Source organism: Leucobacter aridicollis (genome assembly GCF_013409595.1).
GTDB lineage: Bacteria > Actinomycetota > Actinomycetes > Actinomycetales > Microbacteriaceae > Leucobacter > Leucobacter aridicollis.
In genome coordinates, this window is record NZ_JACCBD010000001.1 from 1,272,070 (window position 1) to 1,290,052 (window position 17,983).

General features: G+C 68.2%; 15 protein-coding genes. 11 read left to right on the forward strand and 4 right to left on the reverse strand.

Translation table 11 applies throughout. The features are described 5' to 3' along the window. Positions 1–43: 43 nt before the first annotated feature. The 4 genes from BJ960_RS05865 to BJ960_RS05880 all read left to right on the forward strand — a co-directional run bounded on the left by BJ960_RS05865 (position 44) and on the right by BJ960_RS05880 (position 5,374). Positions 44–1,435 (forward strand): DUF2130 domain-containing protein, encoded by a 1,392-nt coding sequence (locus BJ960_RS05865; protein ID WP_185986602.1) that lies wholly within the window; start codon positions 44–46, stop codon positions 1,433–1,435. A 73-nt stretch (positions 1,436–1,508) separates the two neighbouring features. Continuing rightward, the gene (locus BJ960_RS05870; protein WP_185986603.1) at positions 1,509–4,079 is read left to right on the forward strand and encodes a DEAD/DEAH box helicase; all 2,571 of its coding nucleotides are present in this window, start codon (positions 1,509–1,511) and stop codon (positions 4,077–4,079) included. Positions 4,080–4,156: 77 nt separating this feature from the next. Further along, positions 4,157–4,846, forward strand: coding sequence for a deoxyribose-phosphate aldolase (deoC, locus tag BJ960_RS05875; RefSeq protein WP_185986604.1), 690 nt, complete (start codon positions 4,157–4,159; stop codon positions 4,844–4,846). A gap of 21 nt (positions 4,847–4,867) precedes the next feature. Beyond that, positions 4,868–5,374, forward strand: a complete 507-nt coding sequence (locus BJ960_RS05880) for a GNAT family N-acetyltransferase (RefSeq protein ID WP_185986605.1) — start codon at positions 4,868–4,870, stop codon at positions 5,372–5,374. A gap of 211 nt (positions 5,375–5,585) precedes the next feature. Here the strand turns inward: BJ960_RS05880 and BJ960_RS05885 are convergent, their stop codons facing one another. The 4 genes from BJ960_RS05885 to BJ960_RS05900 form a co-directional block, all read right to left on the reverse strand. After that, positions 5,586–6,368: an IclR family transcriptional regulator gene (locus BJ960_RS05885; protein WP_121077221.1), complete on the reverse strand. Its 783-nt coding sequence runs from the start codon at positions 6,366–6,368 to the stop codon at positions 5,586–5,588. Positions 6,369–6,508: 140 nt separating this feature from the next. Then, positions 6,509–6,877: a GntR family transcriptional regulator gene (locus BJ960_RS05890; protein WP_121077219.1), complete on the reverse strand. Its 369-nt coding sequence runs from the start codon at positions 6,875–6,877 to the stop codon at positions 6,509–6,511. A 70-nt stretch (positions 6,878–6,947) separates the two neighbouring features. Then, positions 6,948–8,375 (reverse strand): APC family permease, encoded by a 1,428-nt coding sequence (locus BJ960_RS05895; protein WP_121077217.1) that lies wholly within the window; start codon positions 8,373–8,375, stop codon positions 6,948–6,950. A gap of 29 nt (positions 8,376–8,404) precedes the next feature. After that, the gene (locus tag BJ960_RS05900; protein ID WP_185986606.1) at positions 8,405–9,517 is read right to left on the reverse strand and encodes an alcohol dehydrogenase catalytic domain-containing protein; all 1,113 of its coding nucleotides are present in this window, start codon (positions 9,515–9,517) and stop codon (positions 8,405–8,407) included. Between the two features lie 140 nt (positions 9,518–9,657). On the opposite strand from BJ960_RS05900, the gene BJ960_RS05905 reads away from it, so the two are divergent. The 7 genes from BJ960_RS05905 to BJ960_RS05935 all read left to right on the forward strand — a co-directional run bounded on the left by BJ960_RS05905 (position 9,658) and on the right by BJ960_RS05935 (position 17,967). Next, a complete protein-coding gene (locus BJ960_RS05905; RefSeq protein ID WP_185986607.1) occupies positions 9,658–11,109 on the forward strand; it encodes a PucR family transcriptional regulator in 1,452 nt (483 codons plus the stop codon). Positions 11,110–11,119: 10 nt separating this feature from the next. Beyond that, complete coding sequence (locus tag BJ960_RS05910; protein WP_121077622.1) at positions 11,120–12,079, forward strand: Ppx/GppA phosphatase family protein; 960 nt, start codon at positions 11,120–11,122, stop codon at positions 12,077–12,079. 185 nt (positions 12,080–12,264) lie between these two features. Then, positions 12,265–13,368 carry a BMP family lipoprotein gene (locus BJ960_RS05915; protein ID WP_185986608.1) on the forward strand — a complete coding sequence of 368 codons (1,104 nt, stop codon included), beginning with the start codon at positions 12,265–12,267 and terminating at the stop codon, positions 13,366–13,368. A gap of 120 nt (positions 13,369–13,488) precedes the next feature. Further along, positions 13,489–15,003 (forward strand): ABC transporter ATP-binding protein, encoded by a 1,515-nt coding sequence (locus tag BJ960_RS05920; RefSeq protein WP_185986609.1) that lies wholly within the window; start codon positions 13,489–13,491, stop codon positions 15,001–15,003. Next, on the forward strand, positions 15,000–16,256 hold the full coding sequence (locus BJ960_RS05925) for an ABC transporter permease (RefSeq protein ID WP_307814681.1): 1,257 nt from the start codon (positions 15,000–15,002) through the stop codon (positions 16,254–16,256). Before BJ960_RS05920 ends, BJ960_RS05925 begins: the two co-directional genes overlap by 4 nt. Then, positions 16,253–17,542 (forward strand): ABC transporter permease, encoded by a 1,290-nt coding sequence (locus BJ960_RS05930; protein WP_185986610.1) that lies wholly within the window; start codon positions 16,253–16,255, stop codon positions 17,540–17,542. The genes BJ960_RS05925 and BJ960_RS05930 overlap by 4 nt, the downstream gene beginning before the upstream one ends. 5 nt (positions 17,543–17,547) lie before the next feature. Further along, complete coding sequence (locus tag BJ960_RS05935; RefSeq protein WP_372430597.1) at positions 17,548–17,967, forward strand: cytidine deaminase; 420 nt, start codon at positions 17,548–17,550, stop codon at positions 17,965–17,967. The last annotated feature ends 16 nt before the right edge of the window (positions 17,968–17,983 follow it).

Consider the following 17,983-nt stretch of genomic DNA (forward strand, 5'->3'; position numbering starts at 1 on the left):
GAGAAGCTAGGGGCAGTATTCGACGAGCTGCCAAGGAGGCGAGATGCGCGAGATCAAGTGCCCGCACTGCGGCGAGGCGTTCACTGTTGATGAGGCGGGCTACGCCGACATCTTGAAGCAGGTCAGAGACGCCGAGTTCGAGCAGCAACTGCACGAGCGGCTGGAGCTCGCGGAGCGCGACAAGCTCAGCGCCCTCGAACTCGCGCGCACGGCCGCCGAGGGCAAGCTCCGGGAGGCGGCGGCGGAGAAGGACGCCGCCATTCAGGATCTGCGGGCGAAGCTCGAGGCGGGGGAGACCGCCCAGCGGCTCGCCGTCGCGGAGGCGCTCGGCGACGTCGAACGGCAGCGCGACGCGCTCCAGACGCAGCTCGAGCAGTCCAAGCGCGACGCCGAGGCCGCGGTCGACCTCGCGGTTGCCAAGCTCGAGGCGGCGCAGCAGCGCGCCGCGGCCGAGAAGGACACGGAGATCCAGGCGCTGCGGGCGAAGCTCGAGTCCGTCGAGGTTGCGCAGCGGCTCGCGATCACCGAGGCGGTGAGCGTCGTCGAGCGCGAGCGCGACGAGCTCAAGAACGGGCTCGACCGCGCGGAGTTGTCGCAGCAGCTGTCGGAGCAGGCCCTGAAGGAGCGCTACGAGACCCAGCTGAAGGACCGCGATGAGGCGATCGAGCGGCTCCGCGACATGAAGGCCAGGCTGTCGACGAAGATGGTCGGCGAGACCCTCGAGCAGCACTGCGAGACCACGTTCAACCAGATCCGCGCGACCGCGTTTCCGAATGCCTACTTCGAGAAAGACAACGACGCGTCCGCCGGGACGAAGGGCGATTACATCTTCCGCGATCTCGACGACGAGATCGAGATCGTCTCGATCATGTTCGAGATGAAGAACGAGAACGATACGACGCAGACGAAGCACCGCAACGAAGACTTCCTGAAGAAGCTCGACGAGGATCGGCGAGCGAAGGGGTGCGAGTACGCCGTGCTCGTGTCGCTGCTGGAGCCCGAGAGCGAGCTCTACAACAGCGGCATCGTTGACGTGTCGCACCGGTTCGAAAAGATGTACGTGATCCGGCCGCAGTTCTTCATCCCGATGATCACGCTGCTGCGCAACGCCGCCCTCGGCGCGCTCCACTACAAGTCCGAACTCGAGCTCGTGCGGTCGCAGAACATTGACATCACGAACTTCGAGAGCGAACTGGAGGCGTTCAAGGGTGCGTTCGGGCGGAACTTCGAGCTCGCCGAGCGGCAGTTCGGCGACGCGATCGACCGGATCGACAAGTCCATCGTCGAAATGCAGAAGGTGAAAGACTTGCTTATGCGGTCCGGCAACAACCTGCGGCTCGCGAACAACAAGGCGCAAGACGTGTCGATCAAGAAGCTCACCCGCGGCAACCCCACGATGCAGCAGAAGTTCGCGGAGCTCGATCCCGGCGAGTAGCCGCGACGACTGCCAGCACCGACGCGCACCACGGCACACGCCGCGCCAGCACTACCACCACAGTAAGGACACCATGCATCTCGGAGAGATCCTCGAGACCGAGCGCTTCGCCGAACCCGACGAGATCTTCGCCGTGTTCGAGGAGTGGGCGTGGGAGGAGCGCGGGCTGCGGCTGTACCCGGCGCAGGAGGAAGCCATCCTCGGGATGACCCTCGGGTCGAACGTCGTCCTCGCGACCCCGACCGGGACGGGCAAATCGCTCGTGGCGCTCGGGGCGCACTTCGCCGCCCTCGCCGAGGGGCGCCGGACCGTGTACACGGCGCCCATCAAGGCGCTCGTGAGCGAGAAATTCTTCGAACTCGTCGCCGTGTTCGGGGCCGACCGCGTCGGCATGATCACCGGCGACACCGCGATCAACTCGGACGCGCCGATCATCTGCTGCACGGCCGAGATTCTCGCGAACCTCGCACTGCGGGACCGGACGGCGAACGGGATCACCCAGGTCGTCATGGACGAGTTCCACTTCTACGCCGAACCCGACCGCGGTTGGGCCTGGCAGGTGCCGCTGCTGCTCATGGAGGACGCGCAGTTCCTGCTCATGTCGGCGACGCTCGGCGACGTCACCGAACTCGCAGACGACCTGAGCCGGCGGACGGGCCGCGACACCGAGCTCGTCACCGGCGTCGAACGGCCAGTGCCGCTCGACTTCAGCTATGCGGTCGCGCCAACGCACGAGGTCATCGAGCAGCTCGTTGAGGATCGCCAGACCCCGGCCTACCTTGTGCACTTCAACCAGTCGCACGCCGTCGAGCAGGCGCAGGCCCTCGCGAGCATCAAACTCGTCGATCGCGCCGGGCGCGACGAGATCGCTGAGGCGATCGGCGCCTTCCGCTTCTCGGCTGGCTTCGGTCAGACCCTCTCGCGGCTCGTCCGCTCGGGCATCGGCGTGCACCATGCAGGCATGCTGCCGAAGTACCGGCGGCTCGTCGAGCAGCTCGCTCAGCGCGGCCTGCTCAGGGTCATCTGCGGCACGGACACGCTCGGCGTCGGCATCAACGTGCCGATCCGCACAGTCGTCATCACGGCGCTCACGAAGTACGACGGCGAGAAGATGCGCCGCCTCTCCGCCCGCGAGTTTCACCAGATCGCCGGCCGCGCGGGCCGGGCCGGGTTCGACACGGAGGGCGACGTCATCGCGCTCGCGCCCGAGTTCGAGGTTGAGAACGCCCGCGCCGCAGCGAAGGCGGCCGCGAAGGCGAGCGGCGGCAAGAAGGCGAAGCCTGCGAAGAAGAAGTCGCCGCCGCAGGGCTTCGTCGCCTGGAACGAGCAGACGCTCGACAAGCTCGTGGCCGCGTCGCCAGAGCCGCTCGTGAGCCGCATGCGGATCACCCACTCGATGGTGCTCGGCGTGATCGGCCGCGGCGAGGAATTCGAGGGCGACGCGCTCGCTACGCTCCGCACCCTCGTGTTCGACAGTCACGAGCCCCGCGCCGCGCAGTTCGCCCACGCGCGAACCGCGATCGAGATCTTCCGCACGCTCGTGCGCGGCGGCATCGTGGAGACCTACATTGACGGCTCCGGGCAGCGGCTGCTGCGCCTCACCGTCGAACTCCAGTCGAACTTCGCGCTCAATCAGCCGCTCTCGCCGTTCGCGCTCGCAGCGCTCGAGCTGCTCGACCCGGAATCGCCGAGCTACGCGCTCGACGCGATCTCGGTCATCGAGGCGACCCTCGAGGACCCGCGCGCCATCGTGCGTGCCCAGGAGCACCGCGCACGCGGCGAGGCCATCGGCGCAATGAAGGCCGAGGGCATCGAGTACGACGAACGCATGGAGCTGCTCGAGGAGATCACGCACCCGCAGCCGCTCGCCGACCTGCTCGGGGAGGCCTTCGAGGCCTACGTCAAGGAGGTGCCATGGGCGCGTGACTACGAGCTGCGCCCGAAGTCGGTCGTGCGAGACATGATCGAGCGCGCCTTCGGGTTCCGCGACCTCGTGAACTACTACGGCCTCGGCCGGGCCGAGGGCGGCGTGCTCCGCTACCTCAGCGACGCCTACCGCGCGCTCGAGCGGACCGTGCCCGAAGCGGCGAAGACCGACGAGCTCGACGAGATCATTGAATGGCTGGGAGAGCTCGTCCGGCAGGTCGACTCGAGCCTCATCGACGAGTGGACGGAGCTTTCGAACCCAGACGTTGCGGCCGCCCTCGCGGCGCAGCGCGGCTCCGACGACACCGCGCTCGTCGGCCCACCGCCGGCCCGCTCGCTGCTTGCGAACGAGCGCGCCTTCCTCGTGATGGTGCGCAACGCCCTGTTCCGACGCGTGCAGGCCGCCGCGTTCGAACAGTACGACGAACTCGAAGCGCTCGACGCGTCGCACGGATTCGGCGTGCAGAAGTGGCGCGACGCTCTCGACGGGTACTTCACCGAGTACGACGACATCAGGGTCGATAGCGACGCCCGCGCCGCGGGCCTGCTGACGCTCGACAAGTCCCGCGCGGCCGACGGAACCTGGGGCTTCCGGCAGGTGCTGCTCGACCCGGCTGGCGACCGGGACTGGGGTATCGAGGGCGAGATCGACCTCGCAGCCTCGGAGCTCGAGGGCGAACCCGTCGTGCGCGTCACCCGCGTCGGCCCGACGGTCTGACGCGCGGGGCGTCAAGGCTGGCTGCGAGAACGCCGGGTCAACTCGCGCCGGCGTCGGCCACTATCTAGACTCAAACTATGACTCCCCAGGCACTCACCCCTGAACACTTCCTCGCGAACGCAGACCACACGCTGCTCGCGCCCCCGACGACCGCAGCCGAGCTCGAAACTTTTCTCGACGACGCCGCGGCGCTCGGCGTCAAGCGCGTGTGCGTGAGCCCGTCGCTGCTCCCCGTCGACAAGCGCGGACTCGAGATCGTCACCGTCGTCGGCTTCCCCTCGGGCGTGCACAAAGCCGAGGTGAAGGCGTTTGAGGCGGCACGGGCCATCGCTGACGGGGCCGACGAGGTTGACATGGTGGTGAACCCCGGGCTCGTCCACGCCGGCGATTGGGACGGTGTCGAGGCTGAGGTGCGCGCCGTGCGCGAGGCCAGCGCCGGCAAGATCCTGAAGGTCATCATCGAGAGCGCCTCGCTCACCGACGACCAGATCGTTGGCTGCTGCAAGGCATCTGAGGCCGCGGGCGCAGACTTCGTGAAGACCTCCACTGGATTCAACGCCGCGGGCGGCGCGAGCGCTCACGCGGTCAAGCTGATGGCGGAGACCGTCGGAGGCCGCCTCGGCGTGAAGGCCTCGGGCGGCATCCGCGACGCCGAGACCGCGCGCGAGCTGTGGGCCGCCGGCGCGACTCGCTTTGGTGTCTCCGCGACCGGGGCCGTCGTTGCCGGGTGGGACTCGTCAGAGACCGCCACCGGATCGGGCTACTAACCGCGCGACGGAGCACCGCCAATGACGGTTGAGATCCGTGAGCGGCGCGAGCCCGCGGCGGAGGCGCACGCCGAGATCGAGCGTGCAGCAGACGAGCTGTTCCGCGCGCATTTCGGCGTGCTTCCGTGGAACGAGGATGCGCCCGAGCCTGCGCTACACGGCCACGTCGAACGCGTGTTTGACGCGGTCGATGGTGCGACGCTTGTCGGATTTGCCAAGGTGATCGTTGCGGGGGAGTACCTCCACCTCGAGCAGCTCTCCGTCTCGCCGGACCACGCCAGGCGTGGCATTGGCGGCAGGCTCGTCAACACAGTGTTGTCGGCCGCCTGGGCCGAGGGCTTTCAGGCGGTCACGCTCCGCACCTTCGCGGACGTCCCCTGGAACGCCCCGTTTTACGAACGCCACGGGTTTCGTGTGGTCGACGCCGTGGACACCGAGTTCCATGCGGGGCTTGTCAGCACCGAAGCGAGCCTCGGGCTCATGGAGCACGGCGCGCGCGTGCATATGCTCGCGCCGCGGCCGCAGTAGGACGGCCCTCACGGGTCAGCCCTCCGGCGACCGTCGCTGACTCGTCGGCTGCGCCGCATCCCATTCCCACCATCCCCAATTTTTCCTTTTCACTCCAAACATCCGGGATATTTGGGGTGGAAAGGAAAAACTGGCTCGGGTGGGAGACGGGGGCCAGGATGCGAAGAACCCGGCTGCGCCGCGATGCGACCGCAGCCGACGCGGGGCGTGGCTAGCGACGGGCGCCGAGCAGCTCCGAGATGTCAGCGGCAGCGGCGACTGCGCTCGGGCCGAACCGGCCGATCGAATCGTCAGGGTGCGTCACCACGAGTGACGAGATCGACAGGCTGTACGCGGGCTCGCCGCGGTGGTTGAAGATCGGGGCCGACACGCACACGGTGCCAACCTCGTGCTCTTCGAGATCGAGCGCGTAGCCACGTTCGGCGACCTGTTCGAGTTCGTGCAGGAGCGCGTCGACCTCGGTGAGCGTCGCCTCGGTCTGGGCCGGCAGTCCGGTGCGCTCGGCGTAGCTGTGCACCTCCTCCTCGGTGCGGTGCGCGAGCACCGCCTTGCCGAGCCCAGTGGTGTGCAGCCAGGCGGACCTGCCGGCCCGCGAGTGCACGCGATACGGGCGCTGGGACTCTGCCCCGAACAGGTAGGAGACCTCCTCGGAGGCAGCCTCGCCAATGTGCACGGTGCACTGAGTCGACGCGACGAGATCGGCGACGATCGGCTCCGCGAGCGCGACGATGTCGAGCTCGGAGAGCGTGCGGCCAGCGAGGAATGTGAACCGCTTACCCGCGCGATAGCCGTGCTCGGCGTCGCCCGAAATGAATCCCGAACCGATGAGCATCGCGAGGATGCGGTGCACGGTCGACTTCGGGAGCTCGGCAGCGTCAACGATGTCGGTAAACCTGGTGTTCAGCAGGGCAGCTTCAAGCACTGCAAGGGTTTTTTGACTCGCGGTTTGCGGCCGCAGCAGGTACCCGTCGTCGTGCTGGCTCGTGCCTTGCATCTACTCCCTTTCGCCAATCTTTCTAGCGTAGTGCTCACAGCTGAGTGAGTGGGAAGACAGGCTGAAAACTTGAGATTTCACGAGCATCGAGTCTGACGGCTCACCCGCGCCGGCCCGCCAGCCTAACGGCGGCCCGACTCTCAGCGCGCGTCGAACGCCTCGCCGACCAGCGTGAGCGCGCGGGCCCGATCCACACCGAGTGCGGCGAGCTCCCGCGCGGCGCGGTTCGCGATCTCGCGCGCGCTGGCCTCGATCGGGTCGTCGCCGAGCGCGACGAAGGTGCCCGCCCGCCCGCGGCCCTCGACGATGCCGGCCTCCTCGAGTGCCCGGTAGGCGGACGCGACGGTGTTCGCGGCGAGGCCGAGGTCGGCGGCGAGCCCGCGCACTGTCGGGAGGCGCGACCCCGGCAGGAGGTCGCCCGAGTGCACGGCGCGCACCACCGCGTCGTGCAGCTGCCGGAACGGGGGAGTCGCAGACGCGGGGTCGACCTCGAACGCAAAGCTCGTCATGCTGGCAAGCATAGGGCCCCGGCCACACCGAGGTGTGACCGGGGCCCATTCGCGGCACCAAACGGCGAGGCTAGCCGATGCCGGCCATCTCCTCGACGTGGGTCTTGCCGACGCGGTCGAGCACGGCGGGGCGCTTCGCCTTGATCCACCAGTAGCGCGAGAACGCGGCGAGCATCGTGATCACGAAGAGGTACGGGATCACGTTCAGCGGGAACGCGGGCACGGGGTAGACGTTCGCCACGAACACGTAGGCCATCGCGACGACAGCGACCGTCGCCGTCACCCAGATCATGCGGTTCTTGATGCCTTCGCGCGTCGTGTACACGACGCCGGCGATCGCCACGAGCGAGTACGCGACCATGTATCCGTACGTGCCGTAGGTGTCGACCCAGACGGTGATATCCATCGGGTGCGTCCCGGCGAGCAGCAGGATGATGTCGAGCACGATCGCTGCCGGTCCCGCGATGAGCAGCACGCGGTGCGGGGTGAGGTGGGTCTCGTGGGTGCGGCCGAAGCGCTCGGGCACCATGCCCTCCTTGCCCATCACGTAGATGATGCGGCCGACGACGTTTAGCGGCGCGACGACGACGGCGAAGAACGACGCGGCGACGCCGAATACGAGGATCGGCGTGAACCAACCGGGCATGTTGACCTTTTCCGCGACCGCCTGCAGCGGGCTTGCGACCTCGCCGAGCTCGTCGCCGAGCACGGCGATCTGCGTGTAAGCGGAGAACACGTAGAGCACGCCAACGGCGACGGCGCTCCACATGATCGCGCGGGGGATCGCCTTCTTCGGATCCTTCGCCTCGCGCCCGAGGGCGTCAGCCGAGGAGAATCCGACGAAGCCGAGGATGCCGAGCACCATGCCGGCTGCGACGCCCTGGAACGGCACGCCCTCGAAGGAGAACTGCGAGGGATCCCACGCAGCGTCGCCGAGCACGATGAGTGCGGTGACGAGCAGCACGAGGATGATCGCGACGGAGAGTAGTTCGAGGACGAGCGAGATGCGCGCCGAGATACGGATGCCGCGGATCGTGAAGAAGGTCGCGCCGCCGCCGATGATGACGGCGAGGGCGATGAGCCACGGCGTCGAGCCAGCGGACTCGATGCCGAAGATCACGAACAGGTCGGACATGTACGAGACGGCGCCGCCGAGCGAGCCCGCGGCGATGCCCCACGAGCCGATGAGGAGCGCGACGCCAGCGGCGAACGCGCCGGCCGGGCCGAGACCCTGCGCGACGTAGGTGTACAGCGAGCCCGCCGAAGCGTGGCGCTTCGCGAACATGCTGATGATGTAGCCGACACACAGGATGACGATCGTGGCGAGCACGAACGCGAACATGGTGCCGCTGCCAGCGCCGAGGAAGATCGACGCTGCAGTGAACGCGATGACCGCGCTGGGCGCGATGCTCGCGATGGCCTGCGCCGCGAGTTCGGGGCCGGACATGACCCCTTCGCGGAGGCCGGCGTCAGCCTTCTGGGTGGTGGACTGGGACATTCAACTCTCCTTTGAGAAGTTCTTCGGGGTTACGGGATGAGCAGCGTGCGCAGCACGCCGCCTGAAGCGAGATCGTCGAGGGCGTCGGCGGCTTCGTCGAGCGACCGGCGGCCGGAGATGAGCGGATCGAGCTTGAGCTGCCCGTCCATGTAGCGGTCCACGAGCGCGGGGATGTCGATCGACGGACGTACCGAGCCGTAGTTCGAACCGAGGATGCGCTGGTCTGCCTCCGCGAGCACGAGCGGCTCGAACGATGCCTTTGCGCCGGTGGGCGGCAGCCCAACGATCACGGCGGCGCCGCCGAGGCCGAGCATCTGGATCGCCTGCTCGGTGGTGACGGTGCGGCCGATCGCGTCGAACGCGTAGTCGACGCCGTCGGGGATGAGCTCGAAGAGCTGCTCGACCGCGTTGCCCTCGGATGCGTCGATGCGGTCGGTCGCGCCGAACTGCATCGCCATGGCCGTCTTGTCGGCGACGACGTCGATCGCGATGATGCGCTCGGCGCCCGCGAGCTTGGCGCCCTGCACGACGTTCAGGCCGACGCCACCGCAGCCGATGACGGCGACGGTCGAGCCCGGCTCGACGGCGGCGGTGTTCATGACGGCGCCGACGCCGGTCGCGACCGCGCAGCCGACGACGGCGATGACGTCGAGCGGTGCGTCGTCGCGGACCTTGATCGCGCCCGAGGCTGGAACGACGACCTCCTCGGCGAACGACGAGACCCCGAGGTAGTGGTGCAGCGGCTCCGCCTCACCCTCCTCGCCCTCGATGCTCAGGCGCGAGGTGCCGTCAAACAGCGAGCCCTTCGCGTTGATGACCTGCGCGACCTTCTGGCAGCGCGCCTCGTGCCCCTGCAGGCAGTAGCGGCACTCGCCGCACGGCGGCACCCAGCTGAGCACGACGTGGTCGCCAACGGCGAGCGAGGTCACGCCTTCGCCGAGCTCGACGACGACGCCGGATCCCTCGTGGCCCATGACCATCGGCGCGGGGGCTTCCCACTCGCCGCGCTTGACGTGCAGGTCGGAGTGGCACACCCCGGCCGCAGCGATCTTCACTCGAACCTCGCCCGCTTTCGGCGGTGCGAGTGTGACGTCGGCGACGGCGACGCGGGTGTTTGGCTCGCGAAAGACGACTGCCTTCATGTTGTTCCTCCTCCATTGGGGTGCGCGCTGAGTCGGCGCAAAAGTTCGTCGAAGAGATCGTAAGTACGCGGGGTGCGCAATGTCACTGCGCCAAAGGTCGAATTTGAGAGATGCGGATCGGCATTTGGTACATTCAATGCATGAGCTTCGACGTGCGAACCGTGACCCGGGTCGTTGGTGGCGCCTATGTCGATAACGGCATGAGCGACTACACGCCGTGCGAGGGCCTCGCCCGCGTTGGCGAGTACGTGGTGGTCGCGAGCGCGGAACTCGCGACGCTCGTGACCGGAACCGTGGCGGAGCTCGGGGCGCGATTCGCGCAGGGGAGTGAGGCGGCTGCCGTTACCGCGCGCGCGGTATTCGTGAGCCACGACGACACGCCTCGGCTGCGGCAGCTGCTCGCGGCGCACGGCATGAGCGCCGTCCTCGGGGCCGCGGCCTCGGGCGACGCCCTCCACTACCGGCTCGCCGCGCTGCTCGCCGACGACAGGGCCGCAACGGACAGGCTCGTCGCCTCCGGAACGCGCGTGCTCACCCAGGTGGCCCGCCGCGGCGGCGCGACCGCGGTCATGGCGGAGCTCGCGCACCGGATCGACGGCTGGGCCGTGCTGCTCGACGCCCACGGCCAGCTCATCGCCAGCGCCGGAGCTGGCAGGCTCCACCTTGACGACGCGAAGGCCGTCGCGCTCGGGACGCCCGTGCGCGTGCGGCATCCCGGGCTCCAGACCCACCAGGTCGGGTCCGACCTTGACTTCACCGGGTACCTCGTCGTCGCGTCACGGTCGAGCGCGACGAGCAGGATCCGCGACCTTGCCTCGCAGGCCGCCGCGCTCTTCGATCTCGTGCTGCGCACGCGTGACCCGTCCGTCACCGAGCACCTCGGCCGCGAGGCCCTCCTCGAGATCCTCCACGCGGGCGGTAGCCCGGCGACGCAGCTGCTGCGCAAGTGGGGGGTGCGCGAGATCGAGCTCACCGCGTTCGTGCTCGGGACCCGGACCCGGACGGTCGATCTCGAGCGGCTCGTCGAGCGCTGGCTCGACGAGCTCGGCGTCGAGCACATCTTCGTCGGCGAGCCAGGCATCGTGCGCGGTTTCGTGCCCGAGCATCTCGTCGGCGACCTCGTCGCGCTCGCCGCGGGGTTCGAGCCGCTCGGCGCAACCTCGCTGCACCTCGGGGTCGGGTCCGCGGCGCCGATCGACACGCTCGGCCGGAGCGCCGTCCAGGCGCGGCAGGCGTTCGACGCCGCGTTTGACGCGGGCGCCAGCGCCCAGCGCTACGCGGAGCTGCCGACAGTCGACTTCGTACTCGACGTGATCTCTGACGATCACCGCACCCAGCTGGGCGGGGTGCTCGACGAGCTGCGCGACGAGCGCGGCGAGCACGGGGAGCTGCTCGAGACGCTGCTCGTGTTCCTGTCGGAGAACGGCGCGCACCGGGCGAGCGCCGCGCGGCTCGGCATTCACCGGCAGACGCTGGTCTCGAGAATCCACCGCGTCGAGGAGCTCACCGGCCTCTCGATGGCGCGGCCGGACGATCGCGCGGCAGCCTGGCTCGCGCTCCGGGCGCTCGGACACGAGGCGTTCACGCAATAGAATCGTGCTCATGCGACTCGGAGTCATCGACGTAGGTTCGAATACCGTTCATCTCCTCGTGGTTGACGCCCATCCCGGCGCGAGCCCCAACCCGTACCACTCGCAGCGCTCGACGCTGCGGCTCATGCGCTATCTCGACGATGACGGCGCGATCAGCGAGGAGGGCGTCACCCGCATCATCGCCGCGATCGCGGACGCGGTGCGGACGGTGCAGGAGATCGGCGTCGACGACCTGCTCGCGACCGCGACCTCGGCGATCCGCGAGGCCGCCAACGGCGAGGAGGTGCTCGCGCGCATCGAGCGCGAGACCGGCCTGAAGCTCGACGTGCTCTCTGGCGAGGACGAGGCGCGGATCACGATGCTCGCCGTGCGCCGGTGGCTCGGATGGTCGGCGGGCGAGATCCTGCTCTTCGACATCGGCGGCGGTTCGTTCGAGATCGCGCAGGGCGCCGACGAGTACCCGGACGTGCAGGTCTCGCTGCCGCTCGGGGCGGGGCGCTCGACGATCCTGTACCTCCCCGAGGACCCGCCGACCGCCGAGGGCATCTCCCGGCTGCGCGCGCACGCCCGCGAGGAGTTCACGCGGGTGCGCAAAGAGATGTTCAAGGGGAGGCCGAAGCCGAAGCGTGTCGTCGGCACCTCGAAGACGATCCGCTCGCTCGCGCGCCTCATCGGCGGACCGCCGGATCCCGCGACCGGCGACCTCGCCGAGCTGCACTACGCCGGCCTGCGCGAGTGGGAGCCGACCCTCCGCGACATGCCTGGCTCCGTTCGCGAGTACCTGCCGGGGATCACGCCCGAGCGTGGCTACCAGATCATGGCGGGCGCGGTCGTGCTCCGCACCGCGATGAAGGTGTTCGATGTCTCGACGCTCACGATCTCGCCGTGGGCGTTGCGCGAGGGGATCGTGCTGCGCTACATCGACGCGCTCGATGGCCGCGGAACCGACCCGGTCTCCGAGGACGGATAGCGCCCAGTTATCGGGTAGTTTTAGCGGAAGGTACAAACGCTTAACGTAGCTTCCGTGGGGTTGATATCGAAAACGCAACCATTTCCACTCTCGCGGTGCGTCGAAGGCTGTCGTGCTGTAGGAATACACTAATGAATCTCATTCGCCCGCGGCAGGCGCGGGCGCTCATCCATGGGGGTTAACCATTGACCATCTCAACAACTAAGAAGATGCTCGGCCTCACCGCCGCGGCGGGGCTCGTGCTCGGCCTCTCGGCGTGTGGCCAGGCACCCGAGGCTGGCGGCGAAAGCGGCGGCGCAGAGGCCGTTGCCGGCTTCAAGCCCTGCATGGTGTCGGACGAGGGCGGCTTCGACGACAAGTCGTTCAACCAGCTCGGCTACGAGGGCCTGACCAAGGCTGCCGAAGAGCTCGAGGTTGAGGCCGGCGAGACCGAGTCGAAGAGCGCGAGCGATTACGCATCGAACCTCAGCGGCCTCGTTGACGCAGGCTGCACCTTCATCGTCTCGGTGGGCTTCATGCTCTCGGAGCCGACGGTGAACGCGGCGAAGGCGAACCCCGACGTGCAGTTCGCGATCATCGACGACTGGGCTGACAACGACTTCGACGGCGAGACTGACGCGCCGAACATCAAGCCGCTCGTGTTCGACACGGCGCAGGCAGCCTTCCTCGGCGGCTACGCGGCGGCAGCCGTCTCGGAGACCGGCACCGTCGGCACCTTCGGCGGCGCGAAGATTCCGCCGGTCACCATCTTCATGGATGGCTTCCAGGACGGCGTCGACTACTTCAACAAGGAGAACGGCAAGGACGTCAAGGTCATCGGCTGGGACGTCGCGAAGCAGGACGGCCAGTTCACCGGCGAGTTCGCCGCGAACGACACCGCGAAGCAGATGGCACAGGGCATCCTCGACCAGGGCGCAGACGTGCTGCTCCCCGTCGGCGGCCCGATCTACCAGTCGGCTGGTGAGGCGATCCGCGACTCCGGCGGCACCGCGAAGCTCGTCGGCGTTGACGCCGACGTCTACCAGACCGACCCGAAGGTGCAGGACATCCTTTTCACCTCGATCATGAAGAGCATGGACATCGCTGTGTACGACGCAGTGATGGAGGCCGCTCAGGGCAAGTTCAGCGCTGAGCCGTTCGTTGGTGTACTCGAGAACGACGGCGTGAGCCTCTCCGGGTTCAACGACTTCGCCGACAAGGTCCCCGCAGACCTGCAGAAGCAGCTCGACGAGATCAAGGCCGGCATCATCGACGGCTCGATCAAGGTTGAGTCGCCCTCTTCGCCGTAAGGCACTGTGATGGCGGGCCGGTGGGCGATCTCTGATCGCTCACCGGCCCGCCATCGTGGATTCACCAGGGGTTGTGCCGCCGCACTACCCCAGAGAAACGAACTTGGATAGATTTACGGCATGACGCTCGAACTGCGCGGGATCACGAAGCGATTCGGATCATTCACCGCGAACGACCGCATCTCAATCGAGGTGCGACCCGGAGAAATTCACGCCCTGCTGGGTGAGAACGGCGCCGGCAAGTCCACACTGATGAACGTGCTCTACGGGCTGTACCAGCCTGACGAGGGAGAGATCGTCGTCGACGGCGCCGTGCAGCACTTCAAGGGGCCGGGCGACGCGATGGCCGCCGGCATCGGCATGGTGCATCAGCACTTCATGCTCGTCCCGGTGTTCACCGTCGCCGAGAACGTCATGCTCGGACACGAGAGCACGAAGTTCGCCGGCGCACTCGACCTTGCGAGCGCACGCGCCCACGTGCGCGAGGTTGCCGACCGCTTCGGGTTCGAGGTCGATCCCGACGCCGTCGTCGAAGACCTACCCGTCGGCGTGCAGCAGCGCGTCGAGATCATCAAGGCGCTGTCGCGCGATGCGAAGGTGCTCGTGTTCGACGAGCCGACTGCCGTGCTCACGCCGCAGGAAACCGATGAGCTCATGCAGATCATGCGCCAGCTGCGCAGCGAGGGCACGGCGATCGTGTTCATCACGCACAAGCTTCGCGAGGTCCGCGAGGTCGCCGACCGGATCACCGTCATCCGCCACGGCAAGGTCGTCGCCGAGGCCTCGCCCGAGTCCTCGACGAACGAGCTCGCCTCGCTGATGGTCGGCCGCGCCGTCGAGCTCACCGTCCAGAAGGACGCGCCGAAGGTTGGCGACGGCGGGCTGCGGCTCACGGACGTCACGATCGCCGACAGCACGGGCCACATCGTCGTTGACCGCGTGAACCTCGAGGTTCGCCCCGGCGAGATCCTCGCGATCGCGGGCGTGCAGGGCAACGGCCAGACCGAGCTCACCGAGTCGCTCGTCGGGCTGCAGCAGCTCACGTCGGGCGACATCACCCTCAACGGGACGTCGCTCGTTGGCAAGCCCGTGAAGCAGATTATCGACGACGGCGTCGGGTTCGTGCCGGAGGACCGGATCGAGGACGGCCTCGTCGGAACGTTCTCCGTCGCGGAGAACCTCATGCTGAACCGCACGAGCGACCCCGAGTTCGTGAAGGCCGGAACTGTCAGGCGCGGCGTCCTCACCGACTTCGCCGAGGCCAAGATCGCCGAATACGACATCCGCACGCAGGGCCCGGACGCCCTCGCAGGCAGCCTGTCGGGCGGTAACCAGCAGAAGGTGGTGATCGCCCGCGAGCTCAGCCGGCCGCTGAACCTGCTCGTCGCTTCGCAGCCGACGCGCGGCGTCGACGTCGGCTCGATCGAGTTCATCCACACCCGGATCGTTGAGGCGCGCGACGCCGGCGTCCCGGTCGTGCTCGTCTCAACCGAGCTCGACGAGGTCTCCGCACTCGCGGACCGCATCGCCGTGATGTACAAGGGAACGATCATCGGCATCGTTCCAGGCAACGCTTCGCGCGAAACCCTCGGCCTCATGATGGCCGGCGAAACCCCCGAAGGAGTCGCGGCGTGAGCGCACCGACAATTGACACGAACGGGCAGCCCGCAGGGTCGAAGCCCGCGACGGCGGAACGCCCGCCGCAGAACAAACTCATCACGGAGCTGCTGTCGAGCTCAGTGACGACGACAGTGCTCGCGATCGTCCTGTCGATGCTCATCGGCGGCCTGCTCATCGCGTTCACCGATGCCAAGGTCATTGAGGCAGCGGGCTACTTCTTCCAGCGCCCAGCGGACACGTTCGTCGCGCTCTGGGATGCGATCTCCGGCGGCTACGCCGCGCTCTTCCGCGGCTCGATCTTCAACTACGAGGCGCCGAGCTTCCTCCGCGCGATCAAGCCGCTGTCCGACACGCTGAACTTCGCCACGCCGCTCATCATGGCCGGCCTCGGCGTCGGCCTCGCGTTCCGCGTCGGCCTGTTCAACATCGGTGGCCGCGGCCAGATGCTCATGGGCGCGGCGGCCTCCGGCTTCGTGATGTTCGGCGTCGACCTGCCGTTCGCGCTGCACCTGCCGCTCGTCATCATCGCGGGCATCGCTGGCGGCGTCATCTGGGGCGGCCTCGTCGGCTTCCTCAAGGCACGCACCGGCGCGCACGAGGTGATCCTCACCATCATGCTGAACTTCGTCGCGTTCTACTTCATCGCGTGGCTGCTGTCGACCCCTGGGCTGCTCATGCGCCCGGGCGGCAACCAGCCGATCTCGCCGGTCACCCCGGAGAGCGCGAAGTTCCCGCTGCTGTTCGGCGCGCCGCTGACGACGCACTGGGGCTTCATCGTCGCGCTGCTCGCGGCCGGCTTCGTCTGGTGGCTGATGGAGCGCTCGTCGCTCGGCTTCCGCATGCGCGCCGTCGGCGAGAACCCGCACGCGGCCCGCGCCTCGGGCATCAAGGTCGAGCGGATCATCTTCTACGCGATGGCGATCGCGGGCGGTCTCGCCGGTCTCGCCGGCGCGAACCAGATCGCCGGCACGATCACGACGGGCTTCGGCAGCCACATCGACGCGGGCATCGGCTTCGACGCGATCACCGTCGCGCTGCTCGGGCGTTCACGCGCGTGGGGCGTCGTCTGGGCTGGCCTGCTGTTCGGCGCGCTCAAGGCCGGCAGCTTCACGATGCAGATCGCTGAGAAGATCCCCGTCGACATCGTGCTCGTCGTGCAGGCGCTCATCGTGCTGTTCATCGCGGCACCGCCGCTCGTGCGCACCGTCTTCGGGCTCAAGCGCTTTGACCGAGTGCACGCACTCCAGCAGAAGGGGGCATCGGCATGAGCGCGGTCCACGAACTCACCGGCACCCAGGTCGTCGTCGACGGCGCTGGCGTCGTCCGCACCCGCAGCCTGAAGGCGCCGATCGCGTTCGCGATCGTCGCGGCGATCGGGCTCCTGCTCGCGTTCCCCGGCTCGCGCGCGGGGGAGAGCACGTTCCGGCTTTCCGACCGCACCCAGTCGCTGCAGCTGCCTGACGTCGCGCTGCCGACGGCGGGCACCGTCATCGCGTGCGCGCTGATCCTGACCGTGATGGCGGCGCTGACGTTCGTCTTCTCCGCCCAGTACAAGCGCATCCCGCTGTGGTTCACCGTGGTCTTCGCGATCGTCGGCATCTTCCTGTTCCTCACCTGGTCCGCCGCCGGTGGCGTCGTCCCCGTGACGGGGCTGCTGTTCGGCGCGCTGTCGCTGTCGGTGCCGCTGATCTTCGGCGCCCTCGGAGGCGTCATCGGCGAGCGCGCGGGCGTCGTCAACGTCGCGATCGAGGCGCAGTTCCTGTTCGCCGCGTTCACGAGCGCGCTCATCGCCTCGATCACCGGATCCTACGTCGCCGGCCTCATCGGCGCGCTCATTGCGGGCGCCCTGGTCGCCGCGATCCTCGCCGTGTTCTCGATCACCTACGTCGTCACGCAGGTCATCGTCGGTGTCGTGCTCAACGTGCTCATCACCGGCCTCACGAGCTTCCTCCACGGCGCGCTGCTGCAGCCGAACGCGGCGACTCTGAACTCGCCGCCGCGCTTCCCGCGGTGGGCGATCCCGGGGCTCAGCGAGATCCCGATCCTCGGACCGGTGCTCTTCAACCAGACCCTCATCGTCTACCTCGCCTACATCATCGTGCCGCTCGTCACGTGGGCGCTCTACCGCAGCCGCTGGGGCCTCCGCCTCCGCGCCGTCGGCGAGCACCCGCAGGCGGCCGACACCGTGGGCATCAAGGTGAATCCGACGCGGTTCTGGAACCTGCTGCTCGCTGGCGCGATCGCCGGCATCGGCGGCGCCTACTTCACGCTCGGCTCCGTCGGGGCGTTCGACAAGGAGATGGCTGGCGGTCTCGGCTTCATCGCTCTCGCCGCGGTGATCTTCGGCGGCTGGGATCCGTGGCGGGCGACCCTCGCTGCGCTGCTCTTCGGCTTTACGAAGAACCTCGAGACGCTGCTGAACAACCTCGGCTCGCCGATCCCGTCCGAGTTCATGTCGATGCTGCCGTACGTCGTGACGATCCTCGCGGTCGTCGGATTCTCCGGCAAGTCGCGGGCGCCCGCCGCGAGCGGCAAGCCCTACGTGAAGGGATAACGGCCGTGACAGCACACGATCACCGAGTCGACTGGGCGGGGCTCCGCGCCGCCGCGGTCGCGGCGCTCGACCACGCCTACGTGCCGTACTCGAACTACCCGGTGGGGGCCGCCGCGCTTACCGACTCGGGCAGGATTGTCTCGGGCTGCAATGTTGAGAACGCCTCGTACGGGTTGACGCTCTGCGCCGAGTGCGCCCTCGTCGGCGACCTCCACATGGGCGGCGGCGGCAAGCTCGTCGCGTTCGTCTGCGTGAACCGCGCCGAGGAGACGATCATGCCGTGCGGACGCTGCCGTCAGCTCCTGTACGAACACTCTGCCGAGGGCATGCTGCTCGAGACCGTGTCGGGCATCCGCACGATCGACGAGGTGCTGCCCGACGCGTTCGGCCCGCGCGACCTCGAGCGCGTCGCCGAGGCGACCTGACCCCACACCCCACTGG

Coding starts and splice junctions, on each gene's coding strand:
- BJ960_RS05865 (WP_185986602.1), top strand. CDS start 44: ATGCGCGAGATCAAGTGCCCGCACTGCGGCGAGGCGTTCACTGTTGAT.
- BJ960_RS05870 (WP_185986603.1), top strand. CDS start 1,509: ATGCATCTCGGAGAGATCCTCGAGACCGAGCGCTTCGCCGAACCCGAC.
- deoC (WP_185986604.1), top strand. CDS start 4,157: ATGACTCCCCAGGCACTCACCCCTGAACACTTCCTCGCGAACGCAGAC.
- BJ960_RS05880 (WP_185986605.1), top strand. CDS start 4,868: ATGACGGTTGAGATCCGTGAGCGGCGCGAGCCCGCGGCGGAGGCGCAC.
- BJ960_RS05885 (WP_121077221.1), bottom strand. CDS start 6,368: ATGCAAGGCACGAGCCAGCACGACGACGGGTACCTGCTGCGGCCGCAA.
- BJ960_RS05890 (WP_121077219.1), bottom strand. CDS start 6,877: ATGACGAGCTTTGCGTTCGAGGTCGACCCCGCGTCTGCGACTCCCCCG.
- BJ960_RS05895 (WP_121077217.1), bottom strand. CDS start 8,375: ATGTCCCAGTCCACCACCCAGAAGGCTGACGCCGGCCTCCGCGAAGGG.
- BJ960_RS05900 (WP_185986606.1), bottom strand. CDS start 9,517: ATGAAGGCAGTCGTCTTTCGCGAGCCAAACACCCGCGTCGCCGTCGCC.
- BJ960_RS05905 (WP_185986607.1), top strand. CDS start 9,658: ATGAGCTTCGACGTGCGAACCGTGACCCGGGTCGTTGGTGGCGCCTAT.
- BJ960_RS05910 (WP_121077622.1), top strand. CDS start 11,120: ATGCGACTCGGAGTCATCGACGTAGGTTCGAATACCGTTCATCTCCTC.
- BJ960_RS05920 (WP_185986609.1), top strand. CDS start 13,489: ATGACGCTCGAACTGCGCGGGATCACGAAGCGATTCGGATCATTCACC.
- BJ960_RS05930 (WP_185986610.1), top strand. CDS start 16,253: ATGAGCGCGGTCCACGAACTCACCGGCACCCAGGTCGTCGTCGACGGC.